Consider the following 18,805-nt stretch of genomic DNA (forward strand, 5'->3'; position numbering starts at 1 on the left):
GTCTCTCCCCCCCCCCCCGCCGCGGCGGGGGGGGGGCCGGGCGCCGCGGGCGGGGCGCGCCGCGGCGGGCTCGCAACCCGCGCGGGGGGGGCGCGGCCCCCCCCCCCCCCCCCCCCCCCCCCCCCGCTCCTGGTTCACTGGGACGAGTGTCCGACGGTCCGTCAGACCTCCACCACCACAGGCAGGATCATCGGCCTGCGGCGATAGGTGTCGGAGACCCACTTGCCCAGGGTCCGCCGCACCAGCTGTTGCAGCTGGTGGGGTTCGACCACGCCGTCCTGCGCCGAGCGCTCCAGGACCTCGGTGATCCTCGGGATCACGTCGCTGAACACCGAGTCGTCGATGCCGGAGCCGCGGGCCTGGATGTGCGGGCCGCCCGTGATCTTGCCAGTGGACGAATCCACCACCAGGAAGACCGAGATGATGCCTTCGTCGCCGAGGATCTTGCGGTCCTTGAGGGCCGGCTCACCGACATCGCCGACCGAGAGGCCGTCGACGTAGACGTATCCCGCCTGGACCTTGCCCGAGATCTTCGCCTTGCCCTCTACGAGGTCGACGACGACACCGTCCTCGGCGATGACGATCCGGTCGTGCGGGACGCCGGTCAGGGCGCCCAACTCGGCGTTGGCGCGCAGGTGCCGCCATTCGCCGTGGACCGGCATCAGGTTCTTCGGCCGACAGATGTTGTAGAAGTACAGGAGCTCGCCCGCGGACGCGTGGCCCGAGACATGCACCTTGGCGTTGCCCTTGTGGACGACGTTGGCGCCCCAGCGGGTCAGGCCGTTGATCACGCGGTAGACCGCGTTCTCGTTCCCGGGGATCAGCGAGGACGCGAGGATCACCGTGTCGCCGTTGACGATCCGGATCTGGTGGTCGCGGTTGGCCATGCGGGACAGGGCTGCCATCGGTTCGCCCTGGGAGCCCGTGCAGACCAGCACGACCTCGTGATCCGGGAGGTCGTCGAGCGTCTTGACGTCGACCACCAGGCCCGGGGGGACCTTCAGATAGCCGAGGTCTCGCGCGATGCCCATGTTGCGGACCATCGAGCGGCCGACGAACGCGACCCGGCGGCCGTACTCGTGGGCCGCGTCCAGGATCTGCTGGATGCGGTGGATGTGGCTGGCGAAGCTCGCCACGATGATCCGCTTGCGGGCGTTGCCGAAGACCTGCCGCAGGACGTTCGAGATGTCCTTCTCCGGCGGGACGAAGCCCGGGACCTCGGCGTTCGTGGAGTCGGAGAGAAGGAGGTCGATGCCCTCCTCGCTCAACCGTGCGAACGCGTGCAGGTCCGTGAGACGGCCGTCCAGCGGGAGCTGGTCCATCTTGAAGTCGCCCGTGTGGACCACCATTCCGGCGGGCGTGCGGATGGCGACCGCCAGGGCGTCGGGAATGGAGTGGTTGACCGCGACGAACTCGCAGTCGAAGGGACCGATGCGCTCGCGGTGTCCCTCCGCCACCTCGAGGGTGTAGGGGCGGATGCGGTGCTCCTGGAGCTTGGCCTCGATGAGAGCGAGGGTCAGCTTGGAGCCGATCAGGGGGATGTCCGGCTTCTCGCGGAGGAGGAAGGGGACGCCACCGATGTGGTCCTCGTGGCCATGGGTGAGGACGATGCCCTCGATGTCGTCGAGGCGGTCCCTGACGGACGAGAAGTCCGGCAGGATCAGGTCGATTCCGGGTTGCTCCTCCTCCGGGAAGAGGACCCCGCAGTCGACAATCAGCAGGCGGCCGCCGTATTCGAAGACCGTCATGTTTCGGCCGATCTCGCCGAGACCGCCGAGTGGGGTGACCCGCAGGGCGCCTTCGAGAAGAGGCGCGGGCGGGGCCAGTTCAGGATGCGGATGACTCAAAAGACTCTCCTCACCACACACGCCACGTACCGGTGGGGCACATGGCGTGCATGACGTTCGTGCGTGTAGCAGTTGTCGTTGTGGTGCGGGCACCGGTGGCCCGCGTATTCAGTTGTTGAGTCAGGTTGCGCGCCGGGCGCGCGAAGTCTGGTGCTAGAGCTGTACCCCGCCGGCGGCAAGATCGATCTTGAGCTGCTCGATCTCGTCGGTGGAAAGCTCCACCATGGGGGCGCGCAGGGGCCCGGCGGGCAGGCCCTGGAGGGCGAGCGCGGCCTTGGTCGTCATCACGCCCTGGGTGCGGAACATGCCGGTGTACACCGGGAGCAGCTTCTGGTGGATCTCGGTGGCCTTCTGTACGTCGCCGGAGACGAACGCCTCGACCAGGGCGCGCAGGTCCGGGGTGACCACGTGGCCGACGACCGAGACGAAGCCGACCGCGCCGACGGAGAGCAGCGGGAGGTTCAGCATGTCGTCGCCGGAGTACCAGGCGAGGCCGGAGCGGGCGATGGCCCAGCTGGCGCGGCCGAGGTCGCCCTTGGCGTCCTTGTTGGCGACGATCCGTGGGTGCTCGGCGAGCCGGACCAGCGTCTCGGTGCTGATCGGGACGCCGCTGCGGCCCGGGATGTCGTAGAGCATGACGGGCAGCTCCGCGGCGTCGGCGACGGCCTTGAAGTGCCGGTACAGGCCCTCCTGCGGGGGCTTGTTGTAGTACGGCGTCACGATCAGCAGGCCGTGCGCGCCCACCCTCTCGGCGGCCCGTGCCAGCTCGATGCTGTGGTGGGTGTCGTTGGTGCCGACGCCGGCGACGACGTGGGCGCGGTCGCCGACCGCCTCCAGTACGGCTCGTACCAGGTCCGATTTCTCCGCGTCACTGGTGGTGGGGGACTCGCCGGTGGTGCCGTTGATGATCAGGCCGTCGTTGCCTGCGTCCACCAGGTGGGTGGCGAGCCGCTGTGCGCCGTCGAGGTCGAGTGCGCCGTCCGCCGTGAAGGGCGTGACCATGGCGGTGAGGACCCGCCCGAAGGGGGTCTGCGGAGTGGAGGTCGGAGCCATGGGTAACACGCTACTCGTTGCTCAAGGTGGGGTCTGCCCTAGGGGGACGCGACAAGTGGTGACAAATGCGGAGCCCGGCACTGCCTGCTCGGGGGTTCAAGCAGTGCCGGGTCCGTTCGATCAGGCTAAGTGAACTTCTCCAAATGCCGCAATACGGACACTTCGCCGCGAGGGCCCGCACATCTGTGCTCAGCGGGGAAACAGCCGTCCGTTACGGCGCCACACGGCCGTTCGCATTGAAGGCCGCGTAGGTGAGCGGCATGAGCTTCGCCCACTCCGCCTCCATCTTCTCGCCGACCATCTCGATCTCCCGCTGCGGGAACGACGGCACCTTCGCCTGCTCGTGCTGGGTGCGCAGACCGAGGAAATGCATGAGCGAGCGGGCGTTGCAGGTGGCGTACATCGAGGAGAACAGGCCGACGGGGAGGACCGAGCGGGCGACCTCGCGGGCGACGCCCTGCGCGAGCATCTCCTGGTAGGCGCGGTACGCCTGGCGGTACGACTCCTCCATGGCGCTGCCGACCGACTTGTGCTGCTCGGGGGTGCCCTCGACGAAGACGTACTTGCCCGGGCGGCCCTGCTGGACGAGCTTGCGGTCGGGGCCGGGGACGTAGAAGACGGGCTGGAGCTCCCGGTAGCGGCCGGACTCCTCGTTGTACGACCAGCCCACGCGGTGCCGCATGAACTCGCGGAAGACGAGGATCGGGGCGTTGATGAAGAAGGTCATGGAGTTGTGCTCGAACGGGCTGCCGTGCCGGTCCCGCATGAGGTAGTTGATCAGGCCCTTGGAGCGCTCCGGGTCCTTGCCCAGTTCTTCCAGGGACTGCTCTCCGACGGTCGACACCCTGGCGGCGAACAGCACGTCGGAGTCGGCCGCGCTGTGCTTGACCAGTTCGACAGTGACGTCGTCGCGCAGCTCGATCTTGAAATCGTCGTCGGGGGTGGGGGTCACGGTTCGGAGGGTCCTTCCCAGCTCGTCGTATGGCGACGCCACTCTACGACCCGCCAAACGGGACTTTCACTGTCGTGACCGAGTTAAGTCGGCGAAACCGGGCACCTTTTGCGGCAACCGCTCGTCTGTACAGACAGCAGCGATTCGTTCGATCCCTGAAGGGAGAAGTACCCCCATGCTGTTGCGTCGGCGCGAGCCCGTACCGTTCGCCTTTCTCGCCGAAGCCGACAGGTTCCGCAGCAATGTCACCCCTCCACCCCGCCAGAAGGCGTCCGCCGGTGAGATCGCCGGACGCTGGTTGACGGGACTCACCATCGTCGCCGGACTGGTGGGGTCCCTGGTCCTCGGGATGCCGGCGCTGTCACAGGATCAGGCGCCCGCACAGAATCAGCAGTCGCAGGCCTCCCAGGGGCGCTGACTGTCCCCACCGCCGGAATGGCGTGGGAGCTACCCCCATGGACCCCCTGAGGTGGCCGACAGGGTTACCGGCGGATAGCCTCACCGGGCACAGCCCACCGCATGGACCGAGTGAGGACCCGCCGTGCCCCTGCCCTTCCTGACGGCCGACCGCGCATTCGAGACGACGGACGACGTCGCGCTGCCGTTCGACAACCGTGACCACTGGCGCCGGCCCTACCGGCCCGGTCCGTGGCGGGTGGGCGTGGCCGCGATCCTGCTGCTGCTGGCCTCGTACGTGCTGTTCGCGGCGGTGATCATCGCGCTGACGGACTCGCCGTCCGAGGCCGGTGTGGTGTTCGGCATCGCGGCGCTCGTCATCGTCGGTGCGCTGCGGCTGCTGCGCATGGGTGTGTGGGTCAGCGCTCGCGGGGTGCGCCGGGTGGGCTTCCTCTTCACTCGTACGGTGCGCTGGGAGCAGGTCGTCGCCGTGCGGACGGCACAGCAGCCGGTGCGCTGGCTCGGACTGCCGCGCACGGTCCAGGGGCAGGCCCTGACCCTCGTACGGCAGGGCCAGGCACCGCAGGACGTGTCGCCGCTGCTGACCACGCACAACGCGGACTTCCTCGCGCGCGGCCAGGCGTTCGAGCGGGCCGCGGACGCGGTGGAGGCCTGGGCCGCGGAGTACGGGCGGGTCTGAGCCCGGCGGGGTGCATGGCGAAGGGGGCCGGTCCGCACCAGGGCCGGCCCCCTTCGCCATGCCGAGACCTCAGGACTGCTGGACGGGCCTGCCGTCGTGCAGGGCTATCGCGCGCTGCATCGCCTTGCGCGCCCGGGGGGTGTCGCGGGCGTCGTGGTAGGCGACGGCGAGGCGGAACCAGCTGCGCCAGTCGTCGGGAGCCGCCTCCGTCTCGGCCTTGCGCTTGGCGAAGACCTCGTCGGCCGAGTCACGGTCGATCCGGCCGCCGGGCGTGCGCTGCAGCTCGTCGACGGGCAGGCCGCCCTCGGCGTCGAGCTTGGCGGCGAGAGCGTTGGCCCTGCGGACGAACTGGGTGTTCTTCCACAGGAACCACACGCCGATCACCGGCAGGATCAGCACCGCGACACCGAAGGTGACGGTGACGAGGGTGCCGGACTGGATCAGCATGACGCCGCGGCTGCCGACCAGGACGAAGTAGAAGACCAGGACGGCGGCCGTGAGGGCGTAGGACAGCTTGGCGCGCATCAGCCCAGGTCCAGGAAGTTCTCCAGGCCGAAGGTCAGGCCCGGGGTCGTGACCACGCGGCGGGCGCCGAGCAGGATGCCCGGCATGAAGCTGCTGTGGTGGAGGGAGTCGTGGCGGACGGTCAGGGTCTCGCCCTCGCCGCCGAGCAGGACCTCCTGGTGGGCGAGCAGGCCGCGCAGGCGGACGGCGTGGACGGGGATCCCGTCGACGTCCGCGCCGCGCGCCCCGTCCAGGGCCGTCTCCGTGGCATCCGGCGCCGGGGCCGTGCCCGCCGCGCGCCGGGCCTCGGCGATCAGCTGGGCCGTGCGTGTGGCGGTGCCGGACGGGGCGTCGACCTTCTTGGGGTGGTGGAGCTCGACAACCTCGACGGACTCGAACCAGGGCGCGGCGATCTGCGCGAACTTCATCGTCAGGACGGCCCCGATGGAGAAGTTGGGCGCGATGAGGACGCCCGTCTGCGGGGAGGCGTCCAGCCAGCCCTTCAGCTGCGCGAGGCGCTCGTCGGTCCAGCCCGTCGTACCGACGACGGCGTGGATGCCGTGGCCGACGCAGTACTCGAGGTTGTCCATCACCGAGGCCGGCGTGGTCAGTTCGACGGCGACCTGGGCGCCGGTCTCGGCCAGGGTCCGCAGTTCGTCGCCCCGGCCGAGGGCGGCCACCAGCTCCATGTCCTCGGCGGCCTCGACGGCCTTGATCGCCTCGGCGCCGATCCGGCCCTTGGCTCCGAGGACCGCCACGCGCAGCTTGCTCATCTTCTTGTTTCCTTAACCGATGCAACCGGGGTGGATTAGGCGACGGCCTCGTGCAGTCGGGCCGCCTGCTTGTCCTTCAGCGGGCCGATGACCGCCAGCGACGGACGCTGTCCCAGGATCTCGCGGGCGACCGCACGCACGTCGTCCGGGGTGACCGACGCTATCCGGGCCAGCATGTCGTCGACGGACATCTGCTCGCCCCAGCACAGCTCGCTCTTGCCGATGCGGTTCATCAGCGCGCCGGTGTCCTCCAGGCCCAGGACCGTGGAGCCCCTCAGCTGGCCGATGGCGCGGCCGATCTCGTCGTCCGAGAGGCCGTGTTCGGCGACCTGGTCGAGTTCGTCGCGGCAGATCTTCAGCACGTCGTGGACCTGCGAGGGCCGGCAGCCGGCGTACACGCCGAACAGGCCGCAGTCGGCGAAGCCGGAGGTGTACGAGTAGACGCTGTACGCCAGTCCGCGCTTCTCCCTGACCTCCTGGAAGAGGCGCGAGGACATGCCGCCGCCGAGGGCGGTGTTGAGCACGCCGAGGGCCCAGCGGCGCTCGTCCGTGCGGGCCAGGCCGGGCATGCCGAGGACGACGTGGGCCTGCTCGGTCTTGCGGCCGATCAGCTCGACGCGGCCCGCGGTGCGCAGGGCGCGCCTGCCGTCGCGCGGGGCGATGGGCAGGGCGTCGGGGCTCTTCAGGGCGCCGGCCTTCTCGAAGGCGGCGCGGACCTGTCGTACGACCTTGTTGTGGTCGACGTTGCCTGCGGCCGCGACGACGAGATGGGTCGGGTCGTAGTGCTTCCTGTAGAAGCGGCGGATGCGGTCGGCGGTGAGGGCGTTGACGGTGTCCACCGTGCCGAGGACCGGGCGGCCGAGGGGGTTGTCGCCGAACATGGTGTGCGCGAACAGGTCGTGCACGCAGTCGCCCGGGTCGTCCTCGGTCATGGCGATCTCCTCGAGGATCGCGCCCCGCTCGACGTTGACGTCCTCTTCGAGGATGAGCGAGCCCGTCAGCATGTCGCAGACGACGTCGATGGCCAGCGGCAGGTCGGCGTCGAGCACGCGCGCGTAGTAGCACGTGTACTCCTTCGCCGTGAAAGCGTTCATCTCGCCGCCGACCGCGTCGAGGGCGGAGGAGATGTCCAGCGCGCTACGCCGGGTGGTGCCCTTGAAGAGGAGGTGCTCCAGGTAGTGCGTGGCGCCGTTGAGCGCGGGCGTCTCGTCGCGGGAGCCGACGTGCGCCCAGATGCCGAAGGTCGCGGAGCGGACCGAGGGGAGGGTCTCGGTGACGATGCGCAGGCCACCGGGGAGGGTGGTCTTGCGGACGGTACCGATGCCGTTCATGCCCTTGATCAGGGTTTGGGTACGGGCGACGGCCCGCGCCTCCGAGGAGGTGCGGGCCGTCGCCTTGGAGCCGGGGGACGTCACTGGTCGGCGTCGTCCTTCTTCTCGTCGGAGGAGCCTTCCTCGCCCTCGATCACGGGGATCAGGGAGAGCTTGCCGCGGGAGTCGATCTCGGCGATCTCGACCTGGACCTTGGCGCCCACACCGAGCACGTCCTCGACGTTCTCCACGCGCTTGCCGCCGGCGAGCTTGCGGATCTGCGAGATGTGCAGCAGACCGTCCTTGCCCGGGAGCAGCGAGACGAACGCGCCGAAGGTGGTCGTCTTGACGACCGTGCCCAGGTAGCGCTCGCCGACCTCCGGCATGGTCGGGTTGGCGATCGAGTTGATCGTGGTGCGGGCGGCCTCGGCGGACGGTCCGTCGACCGCGCCGATGTAGATCGTGCCGTCGTCCTCGATCGTGATGTCCGCGCCGGTGTCCTCCTGGATCTGGTTGATCATCTTGCCCTTGGGGCCGATGACCTCGCCGATCTTGTCCACGGGGATCTTGACGGTGATGATCCGCGGGGCGTTGGGGGACATCTCGTCCGGCGTGTCGATCGCTTCCATCATCACGTCGAGGATGTGGAGGCGGGCGTCACGGGCCTGCTTGAGAGCGGCGGCCAGGACGGAGGCGGGGATGCCGTCCAGCTTGGTGTCGAGCTGCAGGGCGGTGACGAATTCCTTGGTGCCGGCGACCTTGAAGTCCATGTCACCGAAGGCGTCCTCCGCACCGAGGATGTCGGTGAGGGTGACGTAGTGCGTCTCGCCTTCGATGTCCTGGGAGATCAGGCCCATGGCGATACCGGCGACGGGGGCCTTCAGCGGCACACCGGCGTTCAGCAGCGACATGGTGGAGGCGCAGACCGAGCCCATGGACGTCGAGCCGTTGGAGCTCAGCGCCTCGGAGACCTGGCGGATCGCGTAGGGGAACTCCTCGCGGGTCGGCAGGACCGGGACCAGGGCGCGCTCGGCGAGGGCGCCGTGGCCGATCTCGCGGCGCTTCGGGGAGCCGACGCGGCCGGTCTCGCCGGTGGAGTACGGCGGGAAGTTGTAGTTGTGCATGTAGCGCTTGCGGGTCACCGGGGAGAGGGTGTCCAGCTGCTGCTCCATGCGGAGCATGTTGAGGGTGGTGACGCCCAGGATCTGGGTCTCGCCACGCTCGAACACCGCGGAGCCGTGCACGCGCGGGATGGCCTCGACCTCGGCGGCGAGCGTACGGATGTCCGTCACGCCACGGCCGTCGATGCGCTTCTTCTCCTTGATCACGCGCTCGCGGACGAGCTGCTTGGTCAGGGAGCGGTACGCGGCGGAGATCTCCTTCTCGCGGCCCTCGAACTCCGGCAGGAGCTTCTCGGCGGCGAGCGCCTTGACGCGGTCCAGCTCGGCCTCGCGCTCCTGCTTGCCCGCGATGGTCAGCGCGGAGGCGAGCTCCGGGCGGACGGCGGCGGACAGCGCCTCCAGGATGTCGTCCTGGTAGTCGAGGAAGATCGGGAACTCGCCGGTGGGCTTGGCGGCCTTCGACGCGAGGTCGGCCTGGGCCTTGCAGAGCACCTTGATGAAGGGCTTCGCGGCTTCCAGACCGGCGGCGACGACCTCCTCGGTCGGAGCCTCGGCGCCGCCCTTGACCAGCTGGATGGTCTTCTCGGTGGCCTCGGCCTCGACCATCATGATCGCGACGTCGCCGTCCTCGAGGGTGCGGCCCGCGACGACCATGTCGAAGACGGCGTCCTCGAGCTCGGTGTGCGTCGGGAACGCGACCCACTGGCCGTTGATCAGCGCGACGCGGACGCCGCCGATCGGGCCGGAGAAGGGCAGGCCGGCCAGCTGCGTGGACGCGGAGGCGGCGTTGATCGCCACGACGTCGTACAGGTGGTCGGGGTTGAGCGCCATGATCGTGGCGACGACCTGGATCTCGTTGCGCAGGCCCTTCTTGAAGGAGGGGCGCAGCGGGCGGTCGATCAGGCGGCAGGTGAGGATGGCGTCCTCGGAGGGGCGGCCCTCACGGCGGAAGAAGCTGCCGGGGATCTTGCCGGCGGCGTACATCCGCTCCTCGACGTCCACCGTCAGGGGGAAGAAGTCGAGCTGGTCCTTGGGGTTCTTGGAGGCGGTGGTGGCCGACAGCACCATGGTGTCGTCGTCCAGGTACGCCACGGCGGAGCCGGCGGCCTGCTTGGCCAGGCGGCCCGTCTCGAAGCGGATGGTGCGGGTGCCGAAGGAGCCGTTGTCGATGACGGCCTCGGCGTAGTGGGTCTCGTTCTCCACTAGCGTTTTCTCCGTTACTTTTCGTCTGCGTTGCGTCTTTTGTCCCGATCCGCCCGTGTGGCGGGGGGACGTGAGCGGAGAAGCGCTCCATCTGGTGCGGGCCGGTCTTCGATCGAAGCACCCGGGTTCGCAAGGCCCGGGGGCCACTACCGAGGACCGGCGGCGGCGAGGTGCACTTCTCCTCGTGTCACTGCGTTGTGCTACCACACTACAAAGTGGGTGTGACACTGCGCACGTTTCCGTACGTTGAGCACGTACGGCAAAGGGAGCGGTCCCCGATCGTTTCGGGAACCGCTCCCTTCACGGCGTCCTACTTGGCGCCCGCCGCACCGCGGCGGATGCCGAGGCGGTCGACCAGCGCACGGAAGCGCTGGATGTCCTTCTTCGCCAGGTACTGGAGAAGGCGGCGGCGCTGACCGACGAGGATCAGCAGACCACGACGGGAGTGGTGGTCGTGCTTGTGGGTCTTGAGGTGCTCGGTCAGGTCCGAGATACGGCGCGAGAGCATCGCGACCTGGACCTCGGGGGAGCCGGTGTCGCCCTCCTTGGTACCGAACTCGGTGATGATCTGCTTCTTCGTAGCGGCGTCGAGCGACACGCGTACTCCTCGTAGTCTCTTGGGTAGCCACCGAGTGCCCCTGGTCCACTTCTCAGGGGAGCTTCCGTAACTCGGGAGGCGGGGATCCGCTGGGCGCGGCCTCCAGAGCGGTGAGCTCCGGGGGTGCGTACACAAACGGCCGTCAGCCAGCGTATCAGCCCTGCGGCAGTGCCCCGGCCCACGCCGGTGTCGTACACATGCCGCGGCGGCTGCCACCCGTGTGGGTGACAGCCGCCGCGAGGTGTGCGGACGGTCAGCTGGTCATGCCGCGGGCCGCCGCGTACAGGTCGAGGACCGCCAGGCACAGCGGGACGAGGGAGAGGAGCACCGCGCCCTCGCTCAGGTCGAGCATCCGGCCCCAGAAGGGGGTCACGCCCTTGCGCGGCACGATCAGGGCGACGGCCACCAGGAGCGTGGCGCCCAGGGCCACCGCGGCGGCCAGCCAGACGGTGCGGATGTCCAGCGGGGCGCTGTTGTGGTCGTAGACGAGGTCCTTGATGATGTCGGCCGGCGGGTTCAGGGCGAGGCCGAGGACCAGCAGGCTGACGGTGATGATGCCCGAGATCATCAGGGTCACGACCTGGGACGTGTACAGGAAGAGACGGGCCCGCATCAGCATGGCGAGGCCGGCCGCCAGCGACAGCAGCTGGGCCCAGCCGCTGCTGGAGAAGCCGAGCACCACACCCGCGGAGGCGACACCGGTGACCGCGGCGCCGCCGACGAGGCCGAGCAGCAGCTCGTGGCCGCGGCGGGCCTGATCGGTGATGAGCTGGTAGTCGACCGGCTCCTGCTCCTGCTGGTCCTCGGCACGCCCGCGCTTGGCGATCTGGTCGGGCGAGCGGAAGCCGATGGGCAGCCGGGAGAAGCGGGCGGACCAGCCGGGCAGGAAGCCGATGACGGCGACCATGACCACGGCGGTGACGGCGGCGGTCTCGCGCGGCTCGGCCTCGGAGACGATCGCGGCGAAGGTGGCGAGGACGCCGATGCCGGCGCCGAACGCGGCGGCGATGAAGGGCGCGTCCTTCTGGGGCAGCATCAGGACGAGCAGCACCGCGGCGACGAGGACGGCGGCGAGGCCGACGAGGAGGTTCAGCCGTCCGGGGCCCTCGCCCGCGTCGAGGGCCATGACGCCGGAGCCGCCGACCATCAGGTGCGGCAGCGAGGCGAGGCCGAGGGCCACGGCCGCGTGGTGGTCGTCGTAGACCCGGGCGCGGACGGAGGCGAGCGCGACGAGGACGACACCGGTGACGCCGGCGATGACGCCCGGCAGTCCGTGCATGTCGTGGCGCAGCGGCTCCGAGAACCACAGGGCCAGCGCCATCATCGTCAGCAGCAGCGCGCCGGCGGTCAGGCCGACGACGCGCATCATGCCGTCGTTCCAGCTGCGCCGGTCGGCCTCGACGACGGCGGCCACCGCGTCGACGACGTCGTCGAAGACGGCGGGTGGCAGGGAGTCCGCGAACGGCCGCAGGAGCAGCAATTCGCCATCGCGTATCTGCTGTTCGGAGAGCGAGCGGCCGTCGTCGAGAACGGAGCCGTCCCTGCGTACGAGGTTGTACCCGGTGGGCGCGGCCTCTTCGGGGGTCTGCCCCGACAGCCGCAGGATCTCCGGGTAGACGTCAGAGAGCGGCACGTCCTCGGGAAGTGCCACATCGATCCGGCTGTTCGGTGCCGCCACCGTGACCCGGCAGAATCCGGTTGCTGAAACCGTACTCACCTGACGGTTCCCCCTAGTCCAGTACTCGGTGATTCGTCGCGGTTTGCCAGGGCGATTCCCGCTCCGCGCTTCGTTTGGAGCGTCACCCTACCGTCCTCTTGCGGCTTCTCCCCATCCCCTCCCGGCTCAAGGGGCCCGCAGAACAGTAGGATCAACGCCCGACTCATGTGTTGGCAAAGCCCCATGAGTTGACGAACATACGGGGGCCGTCACGACGGGGGCGGTTCGACATTGCGATTGCGTGAAGGACTGGTGGATCGGTGAGCGTCGTCATCGTCAAGCGCCCGCCGCGGGTGTTCCCGCCGGAGGTGCCGAGTGAGGAGGTCAAGCTCGAGTCACCTCCCGAACTCCCTCGTACCGAGGACGACAGCCTCCTGATGAACCTGCTGCCCATGCTGGGCATGGGTTCGTCGGCGGCGTTCTTCTTCATGCCCGGCGCCCAGGGCTTCATGAAGATCATGGGCGGCCTCATGATGGTGTCCACGGTCGCCATGCTGGTCGCCCAGATCGTGCGGGCCCGGAAGGGACCGTCCGGTCAGATGGCCGAGGCCCGGCGCGACTACCTCAAGTACCTGGCGCAGAAGCGCCGTGAGGTGCGGCGCACGGTGCACAAGCAGCGCGACGCCCAGTACTACCTGCACCCGGCGCCGGAGCAGCTGTGGGCGCTGGTCGCCGAGGGGTCGCGGCTGTGGGAGCGGCGCGCCATGGACCCGGACTTCGTCCAGGTCCGGATCGGCCTGGGCCCGCAGCAGTTGGCGACGCCGCTGGTCGCGCCCGACACCGCGCCCGTGGACGAGCTGGAGCCGCTGACCGCGCACGCGATGCAGCAGTTCATCGCGAGTTACGGCACGCTCGGCGAGCTCCCGCTGGCCATCGGGCTGCGCTCCTTCTACCACGTGACGATCTCCGGGGACGCGGAGACGGTCTACGGCCAGACCCGGTCCGTGGTCGGCCAGTTGGCCTCGCTGCACTCGCCCGAGGACGTGGTGATCGCGGTCGTGGCCTCGCCGGGTGCGGCGGTGGACTGGGAGTGGACCAAGTGGCTGCCGCACATGCAGCACAAGGAGTCCGACGGCGCCGGCAGCCGGCGTCTGCTCTGCTACGACCTCGGCGAGCTGGAGGAGATGATCGCCCACCAGCTGGAGGGCCGCCCCCGCTGGAGCCGGGACGGTTCGCCGGTGCTCGACCAGCCGCACGTGGTCGTCGTCCTCGACGGCGGCGGGGTGCCCGCCGACTCGGTGCTCGCCTCCGCGGAGGGTCTGCAGGGCGTGACCATCCTCGAGGTGGTGCCCGGTGAACTCGACGAGGCACGTGGCTCGCTGTCGGTGCGGGTGTGGCCCGACGCCATGGAGCTGGAGGCGGGCACGGGTGTCTTCACCGGTGTCCCCGACGTGCTGTCGCAGGCGCAGGCCGAGTCGCTGGGCCGGCAGCTCGCGCCGCTGCGTCTGGGTGCCGCCGACGCGGACGAACCGCTGCTGGCGAACCTGGACTTCACCGACCTGATGCAGATCGGTGACGCGGCGAGCGTGGACGTCTCGCGCACCTGGCGGCCGCGCACCCTGCACGAGCGGCTGCGCGTGCCGATCGGTCTCGGCGAGAGCGGCGATCCGGTCATGCTGGACCTCAAGGAGGCCTCGCAGGAGGGCATGGGCCCGCACGGCCTGTGCGTCGGCGCCACCGGTTCGGGTAAGTCGGAGCTGCTGCGCACCCTGGTCCTCGGCCTCGCGGTGACGCACTCGTCCGAGACGCTCAACTTCGTCCTCGCGGACTTCAAGGGTGGTGCCACCTTCACCGGCATGGGCAACATGCCGCACGTCTCCGCGGTCATCACCAACCTGGCCGACGAGCTCACGCTCGTGGACCGGATGCGGGACTCCATCACCGGTGAGCTCAACCGCCGTCAGGAGCTGCTGCGGCAGGCGGGCAACTACCAGAACATCACCGACTACGAGAAGGCACGCGCGGCAGGCGCGGCGCTCGACCCGCTGCCCTCGCTCGTCCTGATCATCGACGAGTTCAGCGAACTGCTCGCCGCCAAGCCCGACTTCATCGAGATGTTCATCCAGATCGGACGTATCGGCCGTTCGCTGGGTGTGCACATGCTGCTCGCCTCGCAGCGACTGGAGGAGGGCAAGCTGCGCGGCCTCGACACCTTCCTGTCGTACCGCATCGGTCTGCGGACCTTCTCTGCCGCGGAGTCCCGTACGGCGATCGGTGTTCCCGACGCCTACCACCTGCCGAACGTCCCCGGCGCGGGCATCCTCAAGTACGACACCGAGACCATGGTGCAGTTCAAGGCCGCGTACGTGTCGGGGACCTACCGGGCCAACGGCCCGATGGCCCAGGGTGGCCGCCGCATCGACCGCTCCCCCGTGCTGTTCACCGCCGCGCCCGTGCCGGTGCGGATCCTCGCCGAGCCGGAGCCGGAGACCCGGAGCAACCAGGTCGACGACGCGCTCGCCGACACCGTCCTCGACGTCATCGTCAGCCGCCTGGACGGTCAGGGGCCGCCCGCCCACCAGGTGTGGCTGCCGCCGCTGGACGAGCCGTTCAGCCTCGACCAGGTGCTGCCGGCCCTCAACATCAGCGCGGAGCGCGGTCTGCACGCCGAGGGCTACCACGCCCAGAGCAAGCTGATCATCCCGGTCGGCCTGGTCGACAAGCCCTTCGAGCAGCGCCGTGACGTGATGTACGCGGACCTGTCGGGGTCCGCCGGTCACGCGCTGATCGTGGGTGGCCCGCAGTCCGGCAAGTCGACGCTCGTCCGCACGATGATCACGTCGTTCGCGCTCACCCACACCCCGGCCGAAGTGCAGTTCTACGCCCTCGACTTCGGCGGCGGCGGCATGCTCGCGCTGGAGAACCTGGCCCACATGGGCGGCGCGGCCTCCCGTCTGGACCAGGAGAAGGTGCGTCGTACGGTCGCGGAGGTGCACGGCATCCTGGGCGCCCGTGAGGAGTTCTTCCGCTCCAAGAGCATCGACTCGATGAACACCTTCCGCTCCCGCCGGGCCCAGGGGCACTACCCCGACCAGCAGTGGGGCGACGTCTTCCTGATCATCGACGGCTGGGCGACGTTCAAGAACGACTACGAGATGCTCGACCCGGTCATCGCGGACATTGCGACCCGTGGTCTCGGTTTCGGCATCCACCTGATCATCACCGCGACCCGGTACACCGAGATGCGGCCCGCGCTGCGCGACCAGATCCTCAGCCGGCTCGAACTGCGGCTGGGTGACGCGATGGAGTCGGAGTTCGATCGCAAGCGGGCCGAGAACGTGCCGATGGGCAAGCCCGGCCGCGGTCTGTCCCCGGACAAGCTGGACTACCTCGCGGCCACGCCCCGGATCGACGGGTCGACGCAGGTGGAGGACCTCGCCGACGGCATGGCGAACCTCGTGCAGAGCGTCAACAACGCCTGGCAGGGCCCGCCGGCCCCGAAGGTGCGGATGCTGCCGACGATGCTGCACGCGTCCGAGCTGCCCGGCGGCGGAGACTTCGGCAGCCGCGGTATCGCGGTCGGCGTCGACGAGCTCACCCTCTCGCCGGTCTTCGTGGACTTCGAGACCGACCCGCTGTTCGTCATCTACGGCGAGAGCGAGTCCGGCAAGTCCTCGCTGCTGCGGTTCATGGCCAAGCAGATCGCGGAGCGGTACCAGCCCAACAAGGCGCTGTTCGTGGTCTCGGACTTCCGGCGCGCACTGCTCGGCCAGATGCCCGAGAGCCACATGTACAAGTACTGCGCCTCGGGTCCGCAGCTCCAGGAGGTCATGGAGTCGCTGGCCGGCTCGATGAGCCGCCGTATGCCGGGCCCGGACGTGACGCCGGACCAGCTGCGCAACCGCTCCTGGTACAACGAGCCGGACGCGTTCATCTTCATCGACGACTACGACCTCGTCGCCTCGTCGATGGGCAACCCGATGTCGGTGCTCCTGGAGTACCTGCCGTTCGCGCGTGACCTGGGCCTGCGCATCATCCTGGCCCGCACCACCTCCGGTGCCTCGCGCTCCTCCTTCGAGCCGGTCCTCACCCGGATCAAGGAGCTCGGCGCGCAGGGCATCGTGCTGTCCGGCGACCCGTCGGAGGGCCCGGTGTTCAACAACATCAAGGCCACTCCGCAGCCGCAGGGCCGTGGCCAGTTCATCTCGCGCCGGTCGAGCGGCCAGCTCGTCCAGACGGGATACCTGCCGGAGAGCTGAGCCTGCTCCGGTGGAGGGGCGGCCCTGTCTGCGGGCCGCCCCTCTTTGTCTGTGTGAAAGAAACCTGACCAACGGGGAGAGAGCCTGTGACGGAGTATTTCAAGACCGACACCGCCGAACTGGGGCGGTTCAAAAAGACGTTGGAGGACGCGAAGGCCGAGCTGGACAACGTCCGCAAGTGGATGCAGGACGTGTCCGCGGAGGGCATCGGCACCAAGGAGCTCGATGACGCCTGTGCCGAGTTCCACGAGCACTGGAAGTACGGCTCCGAGCAGCTCGCGGAGCTGACCGGGAAGTTCGCGGACAGCGTGGGCCAGAGCAAGGCCAACTACGACGAGGTCGACCACGCCCTCGAAGAGGGCTTCCGCAAGGCGGCGGCACAGGGAGGCGCGAAGTGACGGCGAACTCGTATCCCTCCCTGGGCTTCGACCCGGCACCGGGCAGCGTCTCCGTCGTGTCGGAGCTGACGACACGACTCCAGAAGTCGGCGCAGACCATCTCCGACGCCCACAAGATGATCGAGAACCTTCGCTCGGGCGGCGACTGGGAGGGGGACGCGGCGGTCGCCTTCCGCGAGCAGCTCGACGGGGCACTGCCGACGAACCTGAAGAACGCCCACGCGTCCATCACCAGGGCAGCCACCGCGCTGGCCGACTGGCAGAAGGCGCTGGACGGCTACCAGCAGCGGGCGCGGGCCCTCGACAGCGACGCGAAGGACGCGAAGGGGAAGATCGGGACCGCGGAGGGCCAGGAGAAGGCGGCCTCCGCGAACCCCGACCTCAAGCTCGCGGGCAAGACGTTCACGGACGACGCGGAGCTGAAGAACGCACAGGCACGACTGGACCGGGCGACCGAGGAGCTCACCAAGGCACGCGAGGCGGTGACCAACGCCAGGACCGCGTACAACGACGTCGTCAGGAAGGCGCAGGAGCTCCAGGAGGAGCACGGCACCGACGCCCGCGGCAAGGCGCGGGTGCTGCGGGACTCCACGGACAAGCTGGCGCCCGAGGAGCCGAACTGGTTCGAGAAGGCCATGGACTGGGTGGGCGACAACCTCACCGACATCCTCGGCACGATCGCGGCCATCGCGGGCCTCGCGGCGCTCTTCTTCGCCGTACCGGTCGGCCCCATCCTCCTGCTGGTCGCGGCGGCGGCGAGCGCGGCGACGCTGATCAGCCGGTTGTCCAATCCGGTGGTGCGCGCATCGCTCAAGGACGGGTTCACCAAAGGGGAGTTCGACGCCGACTTCTGGAGCAACGCGGTGGGCGTGGTCGGCGACACCCTCGGCATGGTCCCGGGCGTCGGCGCCGTCGCACGCGGGGTCAACGGTGCGGCGCGGTCGGCGAGCGCCGGCGCGGAGGCACTCACCCTCGGCGAGAAGCTGAGCAGTGCGGGCGGCAAGACCTGGCTGGCCGCGCAGCGCATCCACGCCGCCGAGAACCCGTTGACCACCTGGCTGGTGAAGGGTGCGGCCGACCCGTCCTCGGCGGCGAAGATCATCGACGTCTCGGTCTCCGGCGCGGGAGCGCTGACCGGCACGTACGGCGTGGCCAAGAACCTGTGGGACGAGATCAAGAACCCTGTCGCGGAGAACGCGGCGACCGGGGCGGACGGTGTCCGCGCCGGCAGTTTCGACGGGGCCGGCCATGGTGCCACCGCCCTCAAGACGCTGAAGATCCTGTTCGGCGCGACGCACTGAAGGAGTGGAACTCATGACCGACGACGCGGACGAGTTCGAGTACGCCATCGACGAGTCGGCCATGGAGCGTGGCTGCGACCTGTGGTTCGCGCTCGCGCCCGGCTATGTGGAGGTCCCTTTCCGCGATCTCTTCGCCGATCCGGAGTCTCCCGAGGGCGCGAGGGTGGTGGAGGCCGTCGAGTCGCTCCTCGAACTGGTCCCTCAGGAGGAGCAGGCCGGCTTCCTGGAGCAGCTCGCCCAGGCCAGGGCCCTCACTTCGGAGATGCGGCGGGAAGGCGTGGTGAGTTTCGCCATCGGCGCCCACGAGGGGGACGACGGCGCCATGCTGGAGTCGGTCGTCATGCTCGCCCGGCGTGAGATCCCGTGGACCCCGCCGAAACTGGCGGCGGCGCAGGCGGCAACCGCACGCAAGAACGCGCTGCCGATCGCCGTGGTGGACCTGCCCTGCGGGCCCGGCGCGTTCACCGAGTCACTGGTGGAGCTGCCGGCGGAGGCCGACTCCCGGCAGCGTTCCCTGTACGAGGCGACCGCGTATCTGCCCTTCCCGGACGGGCGGAACCTCGCGGTCCTCACGCTGACGACGACGGCCGTCGGCGCTCGCGAGAACTACCGTGACATCCACCGCGCCTTGGCGGAGATGGTGAGCTTCGACAACCCGCTCCCCGAGGAGTTCAAGGCCCAGATTCCCGAGTCCGAGGTCGAGGCGTCCGTGCGCGCGGTCTTCGGCTGACCC

General features: G+C 69.4%; 15 protein-coding genes. 6 read left to right on the forward strand and 9 right to left on the reverse strand.

Going from position 1 to position 18,805, the window contains the following annotated elements; genetic code table 11:
• Positions 1 to 161 precede the first annotated feature (161 nt).
• The 3 genes from ACIBJB_RS28985 to thyX form a co-directional block, all read right to left on the reverse strand.
• A complete protein-coding gene (locus ACIBJB_RS28985; protein WP_398934669.1) occupies positions 162 to 1,847 on the reverse strand; it encodes a ribonuclease J in 1,686 nt (561 codons plus the stop codon).
• A gap of 153 nt (positions 1,848 to 2,000) precedes the next feature.
• A complete protein-coding gene (dapA, locus tag ACIBJB_RS28990; protein WP_398934671.1) occupies positions 2,001 to 2,900 on the reverse strand; it encodes a 4-hydroxy-tetrahydrodipicolinate synthase in 900 nt (299 codons plus the stop codon).
• A gap of 211 nt (positions 2,901 to 3,111) precedes the next feature.
• On the reverse strand, positions 3,112 to 3,852 hold the full coding sequence (gene thyX, locus ACIBJB_RS28995) for an FAD-dependent thymidylate synthase (RefSeq protein WP_398934673.1): 741 nt from the start codon (positions 3,850 to 3,852) through the stop codon (positions 3,112 to 3,114).
• A gap of 178 nt (positions 3,853 to 4,030) precedes the next feature.
• Between thyX and ACIBJB_RS29000 the strand changes: the two genes are divergently transcribed.
• Together ACIBJB_RS29000 and ACIBJB_RS29005 are read left to right on the forward strand one after the other, a co-directional pair.
• Positions 4,031 to 4,270, forward strand: coding sequence for a hypothetical protein (locus tag ACIBJB_RS29000; protein ID WP_398935164.1), 240 nt, complete (start codon positions 4,031 to 4,033; stop codon positions 4,268 to 4,270).
• A 123-nt stretch (positions 4,271 to 4,393) separates the two neighbouring features.
• Complete coding sequence (locus tag ACIBJB_RS29005; RefSeq protein WP_398934675.1) at positions 4,394 to 4,948, forward strand: phage holin family protein; 555 nt, start codon at positions 4,394 to 4,396, stop codon at positions 4,946 to 4,948.
• A 69-nt stretch (positions 4,949 to 5,017) separates the two neighbouring features.
• Here the strand turns inward: ACIBJB_RS29005 and ACIBJB_RS29010 are convergent, their stop codons facing one another.
• From ACIBJB_RS29010 to eccD, 6 genes are all read right to left on the reverse strand, one after another.
• Entirely contained in the window at positions 5,018 to 5,473 is a 456-nt protein-coding gene (locus ACIBJB_RS29010; protein WP_398934677.1) for a hypothetical protein, read from the reverse strand.
• Complete coding sequence (gene dapB / locus ACIBJB_RS29015; protein ID WP_398934679.1) at positions 5,473 to 6,225, reverse strand: 4-hydroxy-tetrahydrodipicolinate reductase; 753 nt, start codon at positions 6,223 to 6,225, stop codon at positions 5,473 to 5,475. Before dapB ends, ACIBJB_RS29010 begins: the two co-directional genes overlap by 1 nt.
• 35 nt (positions 6,226 to 6,260) lie before the next feature.
• On the reverse strand, positions 6,261 to 7,640 hold the full coding sequence (locus ACIBJB_RS29020) for a M16 family metallopeptidase (protein ID WP_398934681.1): 1,380 nt from the start codon (positions 7,638 to 7,640) through the stop codon (positions 6,261 to 6,263).
• Positions 7,637 to 9,859, reverse strand: coding sequence for a polyribonucleotide nucleotidyltransferase (locus ACIBJB_RS29025; protein ID WP_398934683.1), 2,223 nt, complete (start codon positions 9,857 to 9,859; stop codon positions 7,637 to 7,639). The genes ACIBJB_RS29020 and ACIBJB_RS29025 overlap by 4 nt, the downstream gene beginning before the upstream one ends.
• 310 nt (positions 9,860 to 10,169) lie before the next feature.
• Positions 10,170 to 10,457, reverse strand: a complete 288-nt coding sequence (gene rpsO, locus ACIBJB_RS29030; RefSeq protein ID WP_005479656.1) for a 30S ribosomal protein S15 — start codon at positions 10,455 to 10,457, stop codon at positions 10,170 to 10,172.
• Between the two features lie 253 nt (positions 10,458 to 10,710).
• Positions 10,711 to 12,174 (reverse strand): type VII secretion integral membrane protein EccD, encoded by a 1,464-nt coding sequence (gene eccD, locus ACIBJB_RS29035; RefSeq protein ID WP_398934686.1) that lies wholly within the window; start codon positions 12,172 to 12,174, stop codon positions 10,711 to 10,713.
• Between the two features lie 260 nt (positions 12,175 to 12,434).
• Here eccD and eccCa point away from each other — a divergent pair, with 260 nt between their 5' ends.
• The 4 genes from eccCa to ACIBJB_RS29055 all read left to right on the forward strand — a co-directional run bounded on the left by eccCa (position 12,435) and on the right by ACIBJB_RS29055 (position 18,802).
• A complete protein-coding gene (gene eccCa / locus ACIBJB_RS29040) occupies positions 12,435 to 16,373 on the forward strand; it encodes a type VII secretion protein EccCa (RefSeq protein WP_398934688.1) in 3,939 nt (1,312 codons plus the stop codon).
• A gap of 86 nt (positions 16,374 to 16,459) precedes the next feature.
• Positions 16,460 to 16,771 carry a hypothetical protein gene (locus ACIBJB_RS29045; protein ID WP_398934690.1) on the forward strand — a complete coding sequence of 104 codons (312 nt, stop codon included), beginning with the start codon at positions 16,460 to 16,462 and terminating at the stop codon, positions 16,769 to 16,771.
• The gene (locus ACIBJB_RS29050; RefSeq protein ID WP_398934692.1) at positions 16,768 to 18,072 is read left to right on the forward strand and encodes a hypothetical protein; all 1,305 of its coding nucleotides are present in this window, start codon (positions 16,768 to 16,770) and stop codon (positions 18,070 to 18,072) included. Before ACIBJB_RS29045 ends, ACIBJB_RS29050 begins: the two co-directional genes overlap by 4 nt.
• Positions 18,073 to 18,085: 13 nt before the next feature.
• The gene (locus tag ACIBJB_RS29055; protein ID WP_398934694.1) at positions 18,086 to 18,802 is read left to right on the forward strand and encodes a hypothetical protein; all 717 of its coding nucleotides are present in this window, start codon (positions 18,086 to 18,088) and stop codon (positions 18,800 to 18,802) included.
• Positions 18,803 to 18,805: the final 3 nt, after the last annotated feature.

Origin of the sequence: Streptomyces sp. NPDC050759 (assembly GCF_044456945.1) — a bacterium.
In the GTDB taxonomy this organism is placed as follows: Bacteria; Actinomycetota; Actinomycetes; order Streptomycetales; family Streptomycetaceae; genus Streptomyces.